Source organism: Butyricimonas sp. RTP31003st1_G1_RTP31003_210430 (genome assembly GCF_040920905.1).
Classification (GTDB): Bacteria; Bacteroidota; Bacteroidia; order Bacteroidales; family Marinifilaceae; genus Butyricimonas; species Butyricimonas paravirosa.
Map to the genome: position 1 here is coordinate 19,043 of NZ_JBCOSQ010000058.1, position 15,019 is coordinate 34,061.

10 protein-coding genes and 1 pseudogene are annotated in these 15,019 nt (G+C 41.9%); 2 read left to right on the top strand and 9 right to left on the bottom strand.

Annotated features, from left to right (window positions below):
- Window positions 1-50: 50 nt before the first annotated feature.
- Both AB5542_RS16030 and AB5542_RS16035 read right to left on the bottom strand, forming a co-directional pair.
- A complete protein-coding gene (locus AB5542_RS16030; RefSeq protein WP_087421722.1) occupies window positions 51-2,543 on the bottom strand; it encodes a DUF5686 and carboxypeptidase-like regulatory domain-containing protein in 2,493 nt (830 codons plus the stop codon).
- A 103-nt stretch (window positions 2,544-2,646) separates the two neighbouring features.
- Window positions 2,647-3,612: an SIS domain-containing protein gene (locus AB5542_RS16035; protein WP_288215214.1), complete on the bottom strand. Its 966-nt coding sequence runs from the start codon at window positions 3,610-3,612 to the stop codon at window positions 2,647-2,649.
- Window positions 3,613-3,848: 236 nt separating this feature from the next.
- Here AB5542_RS16035 and recQ point away from each other — a divergent pair, with 236 nt between their 5' ends.
- Window positions 3,849-6,023: a DNA helicase RecQ gene (recQ, locus tag AB5542_RS16040; RefSeq protein WP_124316591.1), complete on the top strand. Its 2,175-nt coding sequence runs from the start codon at window positions 3,849-3,851 to the stop codon at window positions 6,021-6,023.
- Window positions 6,024-6,050: 27 nt separating this feature from the next.
- Here the strand turns inward: recQ and AB5542_RS16045 are convergent, their stop codons facing one another.
- Window positions 6,051-6,713 carry an MgtC/SapB family protein gene (locus tag AB5542_RS16045; RefSeq protein WP_162613838.1) on the bottom strand — a complete coding sequence of 221 codons (663 nt, stop codon included), beginning with the start codon at window positions 6,711-6,713 and terminating at the stop codon, window positions 6,051-6,053.
- A gap of 118 nt (window positions 6,714-6,831) precedes the next feature.
- Between AB5542_RS16045 and nhaD the strand changes: the two genes are divergently transcribed.
- Window positions 6,832-8,121, top strand: a complete 1,290-nt coding sequence (gene nhaD / locus AB5542_RS16050; RefSeq protein WP_270542823.1) for a sodium:proton antiporter NhaD — start codon at window positions 6,832-6,834, stop codon at window positions 8,119-8,121.
- 60 nt (window positions 8,122-8,181) lie between these two features.
- Here the strand turns inward: nhaD and AB5542_RS16055 are convergent, their stop codons facing one another.
- The 6 genes and pseudogenes from AB5542_RS16055 to AB5542_RS16080 all read right to left on the bottom strand — a co-directional run.
- A complete protein-coding gene (locus AB5542_RS16055) occupies window positions 8,182-9,450 on the bottom strand; it encodes an adenylosuccinate synthase (RefSeq protein WP_124316586.1) in 1,269 nt (422 codons plus the stop codon).
- Between the two features lie 42 nt (window positions 9,451-9,492).
- Window positions 9,493-9,945 carry a Fur family transcriptional regulator gene (locus tag AB5542_RS16060; protein WP_087421717.1) on the bottom strand — a complete coding sequence of 151 codons (453 nt, stop codon included), beginning with the start codon at window positions 9,943-9,945 and terminating at the stop codon, window positions 9,493-9,495.
- Window positions 9,946-10,029: 84 nt separating this feature from the next.
- Window positions 10,030-12,237, bottom strand: a complete 2,208-nt coding sequence (locus AB5542_RS16065) for a RelA/SpoT family protein (protein ID WP_087421716.1) — start codon at window positions 12,235-12,237, stop codon at window positions 10,030-10,032.
- A 110-nt stretch (window positions 12,238-12,347) separates the two neighbouring features.
- Window positions 12,348-13,172, bottom strand: a complete 825-nt coding sequence (gene murI, locus AB5542_RS16070) for a glutamate racemase (RefSeq protein WP_087421715.1) — start codon at window positions 13,170-13,172, stop codon at window positions 12,348-12,350.
- 104 nt (window positions 13,173-13,276) lie between these two features.
- Window positions 13,277-13,813 carry an OmpH family outer membrane protein gene (locus tag AB5542_RS16075; RefSeq protein WP_087421714.1) on the bottom strand — a complete coding sequence of 179 codons (537 nt, stop codon included), beginning with the start codon at window positions 13,811-13,813 and terminating at the stop codon, window positions 13,277-13,279.
- Window positions 13,814-13,981: 168 nt separating this feature from the next.
- Window positions 13,982-15,019 (bottom strand): annotated as a pseudogene (locus AB5542_RS16080) (outer membrane protein assembly factor BamA); the annotation flags it as partial.

The following is a 15,019-nucleotide window of genomic DNA, read 5'->3' on the forward strand; positions in this document are numbered from 1 at the left end:
CTAAGATAGTCTTTTACAATTGAAAATTGAAAATTGAAAATTGAAAAATATCAGAAATTTAGATGTAACGAGAAATTGATAGCGAAATTATCCACATCCTGCCCCGAACGATCCCCGCGATGCGTTAACCGCCAGATGGCATCTACCCGGATAAAACGGAAAATATTCTCAATACCGACTCCGGCTTCTATATAAGGCTTTGACACGGAGGACATCCCCTCCGGGAACCGGAAAATAGCATCCGTGTTAGGCAGACTACCGTTATTCTTATCCGACAACGTACCCCACAAGGCTTTCACCGTTGCTACCTCTCGCCATTTCAGCCGTTTCATCAACGGAATTTTGCTCAAGAAAAATCCTTTAAAATGATGCTCCCAGAACACGGCTCCCCATAGATCGGATGCGAACTCGTAGAAATTCATACAAGAGAAAGCGTAAGGATCATAAAAATAGGTGGCATTCCCCTCGTGTAACTTCAACAACGGATAAGGAACCTTGTTAAATATCTTTCCCCCGGATAACATAATATCACTGTACCCTAACGGGGCAATATTAAAATCATGTTTCACGGACAATTCCAGACGGTAATACTCGTAATCCCCGTTCAATATATCTTTCAACCCTGCTACCAAATCAATTCCTACGATCGGGAAATCCGACCCCATGGAAACTTTATCAAAGGTCTGCCGCACGACAATCTCATTTCTGGACAAACGCGTTCCTAAACGGAACTGAGTGGTATGAATCTGATCCACGACCTCCCCGTTCGGGCGGACAAAATCAACGTATTTAGTGGGGAACATCTGGCGGTATTCCAAGGCAAAAGAATTCGAAAATCCCTGCCACCACTCTTTCTCGTAATGCACGTCAAATGAATTAATCAACGTCAACTTTTCATTATTTCCCCTAGAAAAGATGGAACTTAATATATTACCCGTGGTAAAGGCATTTTCGCTCGCCCCTAACTGCAACACGTCATGTTTCCCGCTAAAAGTCAACTTAGAAGTCGGTTGATTATTAAAGATATACTCGACAGTCCCGCCTCCTTTAAACTCCCCGTCTTTCGTACTGTACGCCCCATACCCGGAAAGTCGCACGTGTTTACTGAAATCACTCGTGGTCTTCACCCCCAGTTGAAAACGACACCCCTCCAGCTTGTTAAAACTGACCAACTTATAATAAGGTCCGAAACCAATATATTTCGTGTTATAATATCCCAACAGAGCTGTTTGGATAATATCGTATATATTTTTATATAGCGGGACATTCTTAATCGAGTCCACCATATTATATATATTCTGCTCTTTTTCACTTAACTCGTAAGGACGCACCGATTGCCAGTAATTTTCATCACTTTGAAGTACATCCTTATTAATGATCACATCATTATCCAACTTCTGTATCTCGGTAGGAATATCCTCATTTACCCGCACATTAGAGTAGTCTATCTGACGATGTCCCATAAACGAGATTAACTTGGACGAATCCTTCATCTGCACGGTAAAATCGGCCAATATCTTGTCCTGTTTTAAAAACCAGGTGGAATCGTTTATCAACTCGTTCGTGTTCTCGATAGCCAAATCCCGAATCCAATTCACATTCAACCCTTTCGCCATTCTCAACCGGGCAGATTCCAACGCCCATGTCGTCGAGTCAATATTTACCTCCCCGTCAAATACCGGGGTTGACTTTCCTTTAGGGTGAAAACGGATCTTGTATATCTTTCGCCCCTCCTTCTGAACACTATCCACCAGAAAATACTTGTAATACATCAACCCGTGTTCGCTCAACGGGCTGGCGAAATTCACCTCGAATATATTAATGTAATTATCATACAAGTTGACATTCACATGTAGATGCCCCGTGAACTGGGCCAGACTGTAATCCTCCTCGATACCCGAAATCCGGCTCGCTTTCACGATCTCTCTTGATAATTTAGGAGAACGACGATAGTAATAATCCGCCGAAGCCTCGGAAATCATCACGGGTAAATAGGCCTTTCCCGTGATGGCCGAAGTGTCCATGTACTGGAAAATAAATCCGAAATTTTTCTGTAACTTCTTATTTTTAAACTCCGGTTTCATGTTCGCAATATCCAGTTCCATCTTCGTATAAGTGGTATAACTGTACGATTCCTTCTCGGCCGGGTTATTTTTTTTCTTATTCTTTGAAATATTCCGCAAGATCGCGTGAGCCGGATTCTCTCCGGGTTTTACCTTCACCTCGTCCAAATGAGTCACGATCGGTACCAGTTTAAAATCAATCGTGTTGAAAGCTCCTTTCTTGACAGCCACGGTCTGGCGTTCATAAGAGACAAAAGATGCCATAATTTCGCTGACCTCCTCCCGAGTCTCAATATCATAATTCCCATCGAAATCAGTCGTGACCCCTATCGTGGTACCCACAAACACGATACTCACCAATGGCATCGGTTCCCCCGTTTCTGCATCCACTACTTTTCCTCGAACCTTCGTTGTCTGCGCCTCTGCAACAGACACCCACGCCAATAACAACAAGACAAAACACAACTTCAAATATTTCATTACAAAAAAAATTTACGATTTCAGATTCACGATTTCAGATCAGGAACAACCATTCAAGATGAAGATAATACCTCATCATAAATCATCAACCACAAATCATACATTAAACCACTCCTTCACGCAATATGTCGTGTATGTGTACCATTCCTTTGTAATGACGATCTTTATCAACAACAACCAGTTGAGTGATACTATTCTGTTCCATCATCCGGTAGGCATTATACGCCAGTTCGTCCTCCGATATTGTCTTGGGAGATTTTGACATGACATCCTTTGCCGTCAACCCGTCCACATCATCGTATTTCTCCATCATCCGCCGCAAATCACCATCCGTGATAATTCCTTCCAAACGTTCTTCCCCATCCACGATAGCCACCGCTCCCAAACGTCCTTTCGACATGGCCAAGATCACGGGGCGGATTCCCGCTTCTCTCGTAATGCAAGGCCGATTCGTTCCATCGTAAACATCCGACACCCGCGTGTACAAACGCTTTCCTAAACTTCCGCCCGGATGGAATCTCGCAAAATCCCTACTTGAGAAACTGCGACACTCTACCAAACACATTGCTAATGCATCTCCCAGCACTAACTGTGCCGTAGTTGAATTTGTCGGAGCTAAATTTAAAGGACAAGCCTCTTTTTCCACTTTCGCTTTCAGCACATAAAGCGAGTTCTTAGCCAGAAAAGAGTCCGTATTTGACACCATTGCCACGATATTATTATTTCCGTTATTCCGAATCAACGGGATCAAAACTTTTATTTCCGGAGTGTTTCCACTCTTAGAAACACAAATTACCACATCCTCTTCCCGAATCATTCCCAAATCACCATGAATCGCATCCGCAGCGTGCATGAACACAGCCGGAGTTCCGGTGGAATTCATCGTTGCCACGATTTTTGTCGCAATAATTGCACTTTTTCCAATACCAGTGATAATCACCCGCCCCTTATTTTCATAAATTAATCTAACGACCGCCTCAAAATCATCATCTATGTAGTTTATCAAATTTTGAACAGCTACTGTCTCATCTTGAATCACTTTGCGCGCAACCGATTTTATATCTACCATGACTATCTAATTATAAATATTCATTCAAAAGTCGTCCTTAAAGCAAAAAAAGAAAAAAACTATTGCACTTATCATTTTTTGCTATAACTTTACTAGGGACAAAAGTATCATTTTTTATGATAGCTCAAAAACGAGTGATGATAGATTTATTATAGAAGATTTTGTTTGTAGAAACAAATTAAGTTATAAATTTGCGCACCCGTGTAAAAATGGGGTGTGTGAAAATAAAAAAAACAATGGGATTGCAAATAGATTTACATGCTAAATTAAAAGAGTATTTCGGCTTTGATAACTTCAAAGGGAACCAGGAGCAGATAATAAAGAACGTCCTCGCCGGAAACAACACGTTTGTACTGATGCCAACGGGGGGAGGAAAATCTTTGTGTTACCAGTTACCAGCCTTGATACTTGACGGAACAGCAATAGTGATATCACCACTAATTGCTTTAATGAAAAACCAGGTTGATGCTATGCGCTCATTCAGCGCATCGGAGGGAGTTGCCCACTTCATGAATTCGTCTCTTAGCAAAAATGATATTCTAAAGGTGAAAGAAGACGTGTTGAGTGGTAAAACAAAACTATTATATGTAGCCCCAGAGTCACTGACCAAAGAGAGTAATATTGAATTCTTACGGAAAGTACATATTTCCTTCTTTGCGGTGGACGAAGCACACTGTATATCCGAATGGGGACACGATTTCCGTACCGAATATCGCAAGATCAGACCGATCGTGGAGCAAATCGGAAAAGCGCCGATTATCGCTTTAACAGCAACCGCTACCCCGAAAGTCCAACACGATATTCAGAAAAACCTGGATATGCTGGATGCCCAAGTGTTCAAGTCTTCCTTTAACCGTTCCAACCTCTATTACGAGGTTCGTCCGAAGGTAGACCCGACAAAAGATATTATCAAATTCATTAAAAACAATGAAGGCAAATCAGGTATTATCTACTGTCTGAGCCGTAAAAAAGTGGAAGAACTCACGGAAGTCCTTTGCGTGAACGGAATCAAGGCTGCTTCCTACCACGCCGGGATGGATGCCTCGGCCCGTAGTGCCAATCAAGACAAATTCCTAATGGAAGAAGTCAATGTCATCGTGGCAACAATCGCTTTTGGTATGGGTATTGACAAACCGGACGTACGATTCGTCATCCATTATGATATTCCGAAAAGTCTTGAGGGATATTACCAGGAGACCGGAAGAGCCGGACGGGACGGAGGTGAAGGATATTGCTTGACATTTTACAGCTACAAAGACATCCAAAAACTGGAAAAGTTCATGCAGGGTAAACCGATTGCCGAACAGGAAATTGGGAAACAACTTCTCATGGAAACCGTTTCCTACGCAGAAACTTCTCTTTGCCGCAGAAAAGTACTGTTACACTACTTCGGTGAAAACTATGATGAAGAAAATTGCGGGGCCTGTGACAACTGCCTGTTCCCGAAGAAAGAATTCGAAGGAAAAGAATACTTGATCGATGCCTTAAATGCCATCCTTGAAGTAAAAGAGAAATTCAAGGTGGACCATATGGTAAATATTCTTCTCGGGGAAACCGATTCCATGATAAAATCGTATCATCATGATGAACTGGAATCTTTTGGTGTCGGTTCTGAAAAGAACGCACAGTTCTGGAACATGGTATTCAGACGCGCTTTAATTGCTAATTATATAGAAAAAGATATTGAACAATACGGGGTCATAAAATTAACTGAAAAGGGCCACGAATTTTTAAAAGAACCTAAAGACTTTATGCTGATGGAAGATCATAATTTTGAAGAATCAGAAGAGAAACTTCAGGAAAAAGGGGGAGTATCAGCACTCGACAACACTTTATTTGCCATCCTGAAAGATTTACGGAAAAAGATTGCCAAGAAGAACAATCTACCACCGTACGTGATTTTCCAAGATCCGTCCCTAGAGGATATGTGTACCAACTACCCGATCACGTTGGAAGAACTGGCCAACATTCAAGGTGTAGGCACAGGGAAAGCTCAAAAATACGGACAGGAATTCGTAGAGGTAATCAAACAATACGTTGAAGACAACGAGATCGAAAGAGCGCAAGACTTGGTGGTTAAAACCGTTGCCAACAAATCGAAATTCAAAGTATATATCATTCAAAATATTGACCGCCAAATTGATCTGGAAGACATTGCCTCCGCAGAAGGCCTTACCTTCGAAGAACTGATCAAAGAAATGGAAGCCATCGTTTTCTCCGGAACCAAACTTAACATTGATTACTACATCAACCAAATTCTGGATGAAGAACAACAACAAGAGATCATGGACTACTTCATGGAAGCTAAAAGCGACAATATTGGAGATGCCTATGATGAATTCGAAGGTGACTACTCGGAAGAAGATCTTCGTCTGATGCGACTGAAACTACACTCCAAACATGGAAATTAAATAAAAAGCGACCTTAGGTCGCTTTTTTTATTCCATCCGATCAATCATCACATCCGGCAAATGCTGTATAAACTGGAATAGCAAAGTTTCATCTCCAGTCTTATGGGTTCGAATAACCATCGTCACCCGGTAAGTAGTCATATCTCCCAACTTGGACGACTCGGTAGAGTAAGAACTGATCGTATGCTTTTTACGCTTTATCTCATCGGTAACCTCCTTGATTACCTCTTGACTTGTTGTCGTAAATATTAACAATACATTTCTCTGGCTAATCCTTTGGAAAATATATCCTAAACCTTCCAACCCCAACAACGTCAACAACATCGCACTGATTCCCAGCCAATATTGTCCGGCTCCAACTGCAAGTCCAATGGCAGAAGTAGCCCATATCCCGGCAGCCGTGGTCAATCCTCTCACGAATAACTTCTGGATAATAATAGTCCCCGCTCCCAAAAAACCGATACCACTCACCACTTGAGCCGCAATACGACTCGGGTCAAGACCGATCCCCGTATTCCCAAGAATATCCCAAAAACCGTATTTTGACACGATCATAAAAAGCGCACTACCTAAGGCCACCAGAAAATGAGTCCTAAATCCCGCCTCCTTCGCCCGGTATTCACGATCCAAACCTATGATGGCCCCTAAAACTCCGGCCACTAATAACCTAAAGAAAAAATCCCATGTCATCATATCCGTATCTACTTTACTCTATTCTTATCTTCACACAAAGATAAACCAATCTACGCAAAATTGCGTATGAAAGATACAATACGATTGAAAAACTTCATTAACCCAACAACAAGACATGACATTATTACTCGTAATTCTATTTATTAGCGGCTACATTCTGATCGCCCTCGAACATCAGACCGGAATCAGTAAAAGTGCCATAGCACTCCTTCTAGGAATACTATTATGGACTTTCATCCCACATACTGACAATGAAATTATTAACCACCTCGGAGATACCGCCGAGATTTTATTTTACCTGCTCGGGGCCATGACAATCGTGGAATGGATTGACACCCACAACGGGTTCACCTTGATCACGAACCATATCACCACACGCAATAAACGAAAATTATTGTGGATCATTGCCTTGATTACTTTTATCATGTCTTCTGTACTTGACAACTTAACCACAGCCATTGTCATGATCATGTTACTTCGCCGCCTAGTTAACGAGCAACAAGAACGATGGATATTCGGAAGTATCGTTATTATTGCCGCAAACGCAGGTGGAGCATGGACCCCGATAGGAGACGTTACCACAATTATGCTTTGGATTAATGACAACATAACCTCTCTGAATGTTATCCGCCACCTGTTCCTTCCAAGCCTGATTTCATTAATTATTCCATTGGTCATCATGACTTTCCGGTTACAAGGAGAAACACAGCCTCAACAAGCAACAAACACGAACACAACCTTAGCCATCAGTCGCAGAGAACAAATGACAATCCTAAGCATCGGTATTGCCAGCCTCCTATTCGTTCCTGTTTTTAAAGAATTCACGAATCTCCCCCCATTCATGGGAATCATGCTAGCCTTAGGAGCCGTGTGGACATACACGGAAATTCTCTATAATCGAAAAAGAAACCTTTCCCCGGAAAAGATACACCGGATTCCATCCATACTTACAAAAGTTGATTACAGCACCCTCCTATTCTTCTTGGGAATCCTTATGGCTGTCGCTGCCTTACAAATAGCAGGCATACTTGACCAAATGTCCACGTTCTTAAATGACAAAATACACAACGTTTATCTAATAAACATGATCATAGGTTTTCTTTCCTCCGTGATCGATAATGTTCCACTTGTCGCTGCCGCCATGGGGATGTATCCCTTGACTCACACAAGCGGTACCTTATCACCATACCTCATGAATTTCACGACGGATGGAACATTCTGGGAACTCCTTGCATATTGTTCGGGAATCGGTGGCAGCATCCTAATCATTGGTTCTGCAGCCGGAGTCGTCGTTATGGGCATGGAACGCATCAATTTCATGTGGTACATGAAACACATCACCTGGATTGCAATCCTCGGTTATCTGGCCGGAATCGGTGTATATTACCTACAATCTCTTGTATAAAGAAAAAAGACCGTCCTGCCCAAACAGCAAGACGGTCTTTCTATTTTATCGAAATATTCTTTACTCCATATAGCGAATAATCGTTTGTTCTCGATCCGGTCCCACAGATACAATCTTGATCGGAACCCCGGTCTCCTCTTCCAAGAATGCCAAATAATTATTGAACTCTTCCGGAAATTCATCCTCTGAAGTCATTTTTGTCATATCACATTTCCACCCCGGTAACTCGGTATAGATCGGTTTTACTCCTTCCGTAATGTCATACGGGAAATAATCAACCTCTTCTCCATTCACCTCGTAAGCAACACAAGCAGAAATCGTGTCAAAAGTATCCAGCACGTCACTCTTCATCATGATTAACTGGGTTACCCCATTAATCATGATAGCATATTTCAACGCCACCAAATCTACCCATCCACAACGACGTTTACGACCAGTTACGGCTCCAAACTCATGGCCCAACTCACAAAGTTTTTCTCCCGTTTCGTTTTCCAGTTCCGTTGGGAATGGTCCGCTACCTACGCGGGTACAATATGCTTTGAAGATGCCATAAACCTCCCCGATACGATGAGGAGCAACTCCCAATCCCGTACAAGCCCCGGCACAAACCGTGTTGGACGAGGTTACAAAAGGATAAGAACCAAAATCTATATCCAGCATGGTTCCCTGAGCCCCTTCGGCCAAAATGGATTTTTCATCATCCAGCAATCGGTTAATCTCATGTTCACTATCCACCAACTCGAATTGTTTCAGATATTCGATTCCTTCCAACCACTCTTTCTCCGCTACCGCTAAATCGTAAGCAAAGTTTAAACTTTTCAATATCTGTTCGTGACGAGCCTTCGCCTTCGCATATTTTATATCAAAATCATGTAGAATATCACCTACACGAACACCGTTTCTACTAATTTTATCCGTGTATGTCGGTCCGATCCCTTTTCCGGTAGTCCCCACTTTAGCATCGCCCTTGGCAGCCTCGTAAGCAGCATCAAGAAATCGATGGGTCGGCAGAATCAGATGTGCCTTTTTGGATATATGAAGTCTTTTTTTCAAATCATGACCAGACGCCGCCAATGCTTCTGCTTCCGCTTTAAACAAAGCAGGATCGATCACGACACCATTACCGATGATATTGACTTTATCTCCTTGAAAAATTCCGGATGGAATGGAACGAAGTACATATTTCTGACCTTCGAATTCAAGCGTGTGCCCTGCATTAGGCCCTCCTTGAAAACGAGCCACGACATCATAGTTCGGGGTTAACACGTCAACTACTTTTCCCTTACCTTCATCTCCCCACTGTAATCCCAACAATACATCTACTTTCATCTGATACTATATTTTTATGAAACAAACGTGCAAAATTAATATTTATTTCTTACCTGCCAACTTACAATTGCTGCAAATACCATAAATATAAAGCATATGATGATGAACGGTAAAATCATACTTTTCTTCCACGTGTTCGACGATTTCTTCCAACCGTGAATCAGCGAATTCCTCCACTTTCCCGCACACCTTGCATACAATATGTTCATGTTTCCGGTTATTGTATGCTCGTTCGAATTGAGCTATATTATTCCCGAACTGATGTTTGATCACCAGCTTACATTCCAACAACAAATCTATCGTATTGTACAATGTTGCACGACTAACCCTGTAATTTTTATTCTTCATAAATACGTACAAGGATTCTATATCAAAGTGCCCGGAATGAGAATAAATCTCATCTAAAATAGCGTATCTCTCTGGCGTCTTGCGATGCCCTTTCTGCTGCAGGTAAGTGGTAAAAATCTCTTTTACCGTCTCCTTTATTTTTTCCATTGAGTCCAAAGCTAATTCTATTTACAACATCGCTAAGTTACAATAATTATCCGAAGTTCTATCTTTATTTAGACAAAATTTAATTTAGACATCTAAATTCTCTACCCGAGAAACGTTCTCCACTCCCTTCAGAGATGCAATCTTCATCATTAAATTATTCAAGTCGGCCGTGTTATGCACGTACAAATGGATCATCCCCTCGAAAATCCCATCCTTGGTTTCAAAATGCACCGTCCTCATGTTCACGTTACTCTCTTTTGATATAATCATCGTAATATCACTCACGATTCCGATGCTATCAATACCGTTTAATTTGATCACGGCAAGGAAAGACATGATCTTGTGACTGACCCATTTCACGGGAACAATTTTGTCCCCGTAACTGGACATCAATCGGATTGCCTCCGGGCATTTCCGTTTATGCACAGTAATCTTATCCCCATCAATCTTCATGCCAACAACATCGTCACCCGGGATAGGGTTACAGCACGGAGCAATGATAAAATCAGAAGCATCATCGATAATATCATTAATTACTTTCCCCTTCTCTTCTTCTTTCTCTTTATCCGGCACGGGCTTATCCTTGTCGCTCTTGAAGAACTGGAGTTTCCAATACTTGACAAATTTATTTTCTGACTTCTTCTTTAAGGCTTTACGCACTTCCTCTATGTCCAAATGTCCTTTAGCAAGACTCACGTATAGATCATCTTTATGCTGCAACTTCAAATGTAATAAAGCCTTATTCAGATTTTCCGCCCCGAAAGGCAATTTCATATCTTCCAGCAATTTTTCAAACATGGTAGTTCCGATACGGATTTGCTCTTTTTTCTCTCTCCGGAAAACCATAAGTATATTATTCCGAGCCTTAGCAGTAACGATAAAATCAAGCCAATCACTCTGTGGCTTCTGTTTATCGCTGGTCAGCACCTCAACCTGGTCGCCACTCTGTAACCGATGACTCATCGGGACCAGTTTGTGATTCACCTTACCGCCTATACATGAATTCCCGATCTCCGTGTGAATATCATAAGCAAAGTCCAAAACAGAAGCTCCTTTCGGAAGTGTTCTCATCTCCCCCTTCGGGGTAAACACCCGGATCTCCTTGGCAAAAAGATTAAGTTTAAATTCATCTAAAAATTCCAACGCATCAGTTCCCGGCTGCTCCAACATCTCCTTGATACCCGCCAACCACTTGTCCACCTCGTTACTCGCTTCGGCATTATCCCCCTTGTATTTCCAGTGTGCAGCCAATCCCTTCTCGGCAATCTCATCCATCCGACGGGAACGAATCTGCACCTCTATCCACTTTCCCCCGGGCCCCATAACGGTAAGATGTAAGGCCTCGTACCCATTAGCCTTCGGAACACTCACCCAATCCCGGATTCTCTCCGGTTTTGGACTATACATATCAGTAATCAACGAGTAAATATTCCAACATTGCCATTTCTCCGGTTGATTATCCTTCGGATCGAACACGATCCTCACGGCAAGCAAATCATATATCTCTTCAAAAGAAATGTGCCTACGCTGCATCTTGGACCACACAGAATAGACACTTTTCGTTCGTGCTGTTATATCATAATGATACCCACTCTCTGTTAAACGCTCCCGAATCGGAGCAATAAATTGCTGATACAAACCAGTATGTTCATCCCGGTAATCATGAATTCGTTTCTCCAGTTCCTGGTATTCAACCGGATTCTCGTACTTCAGACTCAAATCCTCTAACTCCGTCTTGATCGCATGCAATCCCATACGATGCGCCAAGGGGGCATATATATAGAGTGTTTCACTCGCTATCTTCACTTGTTTATGTTCCGGCATGGAATCAAGCGTTCGCATATTATGCAAACGGTCAGCAATCTTGATCAGAATTACCCTCACATCATCTGCCAACGTCAGAATCATCTTACGAAAACTCTCGGCCTGCTTGGTTGTATTAGACCCCATAACCTCGCTAATTTTCGTCAACCCGTCAACGAGTGAAGCTATTTTAGGGCCAAAAAGATTGGCAATATCCTCTACCGTGTAATCGGTATCTTCCACCACATCATGCAGGAGTGCAGCTACAGCCGATTTCGTACCCAATCCGATCTCCTTTACCGCAATCTTCGCCACGGCCAAGGGATGCAATATATAAGGTTCCCCTGACTTACGTCTAACTCCTTGATGAGCTTCCCGGGCAAATTCAAATGCCCTGCGAATCATTTTCACACTCTCCTCTGTCGTCCCCTTTCGCAAAGATTTTATCAAATCATCGAAAGCCGTTTCAATCATTTCCTGCTCGTCCATAACCTAAAACAATTTTAAATTTTAGATTTTAAATTTTAGATAGAAGAAGACAGCGATTCCATTCATTCTAAATTCTAAACTTTAAATTCTAAATTATTGAATCTCTATTTTTACAGTTCTACATGCCGGGATGTCACTTCCGCCTGCATAAATAGCGCTGCCATCTTATCAAACATTCCACCTTTCTCCGTGGTCAAGAATTCAATCTGCCCCCCCCGGGAAAGTTCTCGTTCCATCTCCGGGTGCCGACACAAATAGTCTTTCAAACTTCGTGCTACAATTTCACCCTGCTGGATGACGGTTATCCCTTCCGGAATAAAGCGGTCAATAACACTTCTCAACAACGGATAATGCGTACAAGCCAACACGAGAGTGTCAATCTGCGAATCAGCTTGCAGAATTGTATCTATATACTTCTGTACAAAGAAAGCCGCCCCCGGAGAATTCATCTCGTTATTCTCCACGATCGGAACCCACATGGGACAAGCCTGCTGCGTGACCAGAAATCCCTTCTCCGAATGAATTTTGGCAATCTCCAACAAATACGACTCAGACGCCACGGTCCCCGAAGTTGCCAAGATACCGATATGCCCATTCCCGGTAAAATCCGCCACAGCCTCGACGCTGGGACGAATAACCCCTAACACTCTTCGTTGAGGATCTATCTGGGGCAAATCGACTTGCTGTATCGTCCGTAGTGCTTTCGCCGAGGCCGTGTTACAGGCCAGAATAACCAGCTTACACCCCATCCCGAACAACTTTAAAACCGCCTCTCGCGTGTACTTGTAAACAACATCAAAAGAACGAGTTCCATAAGGTGTACGGGCATTATCTCCCAAGTAAATATAATCATACTCAGGCATCTCTTTTACAATATCTTTCAATATCGTCAATCCCCCATATCCGGAATCAAACACCCCAATCGGACAAGACATATGTCTATTATATTAAATTTATAGCTGCTAATATACCTTTTATTCCCAAAGAATGCAAAAAAAAAGCCGCCCAAAGGGCGACTTTATTTCATTATATATATAAATTATTGAATACCTAATTTTTTCTTTACCAGCGGTAACACATCCTCACTATTATCAGCCATGTACAATAATGCACCTTGACCAAAATTAGGAGTTGCAGCAAAAATATAAGTGAAACCACCTTCTTTACCTACGGCTTGAACTGCATTTTGAATTTTAGTAATAATCGGCGCTAATAAATCTTCCTGAGTCTTAGCCATTTGTTCTTGAGCTAATTGTTGAAAGTTTTGAATTCTCTCTGCCAATCCTTGAATTTCTTGTTCTTTAGCTGTACGGCTTAATTCAGTCAGTGTTTTAGCATTGGCCTGATATTCTTGCATCAATTTTTGATAATTCTCGTGCATTGCAGTCAATTCTTTTCTAATCTCTTGCTCCTTAGCTGCTAAATCATCCTGTGCCTTTTTAAACTCCGGCATACTTGTCATCACCTTTTGAACATCAAGATGACCTAACTTAATTGGTTTTGCAGTTTGAGCAGAAGTAGCAAAAGCAGCAAACATAAATGCTACTAAAGCAAATAATTTCAACGTATTCTTCATAATGTTTGTCTTTAAAATGATCTACAAAAGTAATAAAATAAAATTCCTTTTCCTAGCCTACATACATAATGTATGCAAAGAAGCTCAAAATTATTTAGAGATTCAGTGATTTACGATTATGTGATTGTATTAAATCACGAAACCTGCAATCACTAAATCACTCCATTTCTAAAATTCTTGTCCTAACACGAAGTGGAATTGTGAACCACCAGCACCACTACGTCCCGGCACATCGTCAAATCCATACCCCCAGTCAATACCGAGCAAACCAAACATCGGGAGGAATACACGCAAACCGACGCCGGCAGAACGATACAAATTGAAGGGTTCAAAATCTTTCAACTCGTACCAAGAGTTACCTGCTTCCAAGAATCCTAAAGCATAAATCGTTGCTGATTGTGCCAAAGAAATCGGGTAACGCAACTCCATCGTGAACTTGGAATACAAGCTTGCATCTGAAGATTTCGGGGCAATAAAAGATGAACCGGCATTAGTCAATGATCCGTTTTCATAACCGCGCAATCCCACGTACTCTCTACCATACAAGCTATATCCAGACATTCCGTCACCACCCATCTCGAATCCCTCGAACGGAGATTTTTTGTTCTTATCATAGTAACCCAAGTACCCGTACTGAGCCGAAGCATACAACACTAACGGACGTTTCTCACTACGAGTCAACGGCATGAAAATCTTTCCGCTGAATTTCCACTTATGATATTCGATCCATCTATACTTCACTTGATCCTTCTCTGCCTCGAAATGACGGTTTGAGAACAAGGAATACGGCGGGGTCAATGTCAATGAGAATGTAAATTCACTCCCCATTCTTGTAAACAACGGGTTGTCAATAGAACTTCTCTTGATAACCGTTGCGATAGACAAGTTATTAGAGTTACCATCACTGAAGATATAATACGGCCAATTCTTCAACTGATAACGCTGGAACGAAATCTCATTATACATCGTAAACCAGTTATCCGGCCAGTTAATTCGTCGTCCTAATCCCACGCTAAGACCGTAAGTCAACATTAACTGACGAGAGTCGTACATCTGAGAAGTATTACTCATATAATAAGAGTTCCGGTAACTACTGGAATATCCCGTTTGCCGAGAGAAATACAGTGATACACTCAATGAATTCGGCTTTCTTCCACCTAACCAAGGTTCACGGAAAGACAAACTGAAAGAAGTATAGTATTTACC

Bases quoted from the DNA above. Each gene is read 5' to 3' on its own strand.
- AB5542_RS16045 (WP_162613838.1), bottom strand. From the start codon at position 6,713: ATGACATGGGATTTTTTCTTTAGGTTATTAGTGGCCGGAGTTTTAGGG.
- AB5542_RS16065 (WP_087421716.1), bottom strand. From the start codon at position 12,237: ATGGACGAGCAGGAAATGATTGAAACGGCTTTCGATGATTTGATAAAA.
- murI (WP_087421715.1), bottom strand. From the start codon at position 13,172: ATGTCTTGTCCGATTGGGGTGTTTGATTCCGGATATGGGGGATTGACG.
- AB5542_RS16035 (WP_288215214.1), bottom strand. From the start codon at position 3,612: ATGGTAGATATAAAATCGGTTGCGCGCAAAGTGATTCAAGATGAGACA.
- AB5542_RS16060 (WP_087421717.1), bottom strand. From the start codon at position 9,945: ATGGAAAAAATAAAGGAGACGGTAAAAGAGATTTTTACCACTTACCTG.
- AB5542_RS16055 (WP_124316586.1), bottom strand. From the start codon at position 9,450: ATGAAAGTAGATGTATTGTTGGGATTACAGTGGGGAGATGAAGGTAAG.
- nhaD (WP_270542823.1), top strand. From the start codon at position 6,832: ATGACATTATTACTCGTAATTCTATTTATTAGCGGCTACATTCTGATC.
- recQ (WP_124316591.1), top strand. From the start codon at position 3,849: ATGGGATTGCAAATAGATTTACATGCTAAATTAAAAGAGTATTTCGGC.
- AB5542_RS16075 (WP_087421714.1), bottom strand. From the start codon at position 13,813: ATGAAGAATACGTTGAAATTATTTGCTTTAGTAGCATTTATGTTTGCT.
- AB5542_RS16030 (WP_087421722.1), bottom strand. From the start codon at position 2,543: ATGAAATATTTGAAGTTGTGTTTTGTCTTGTTGTTATTGGCGTGGGTG.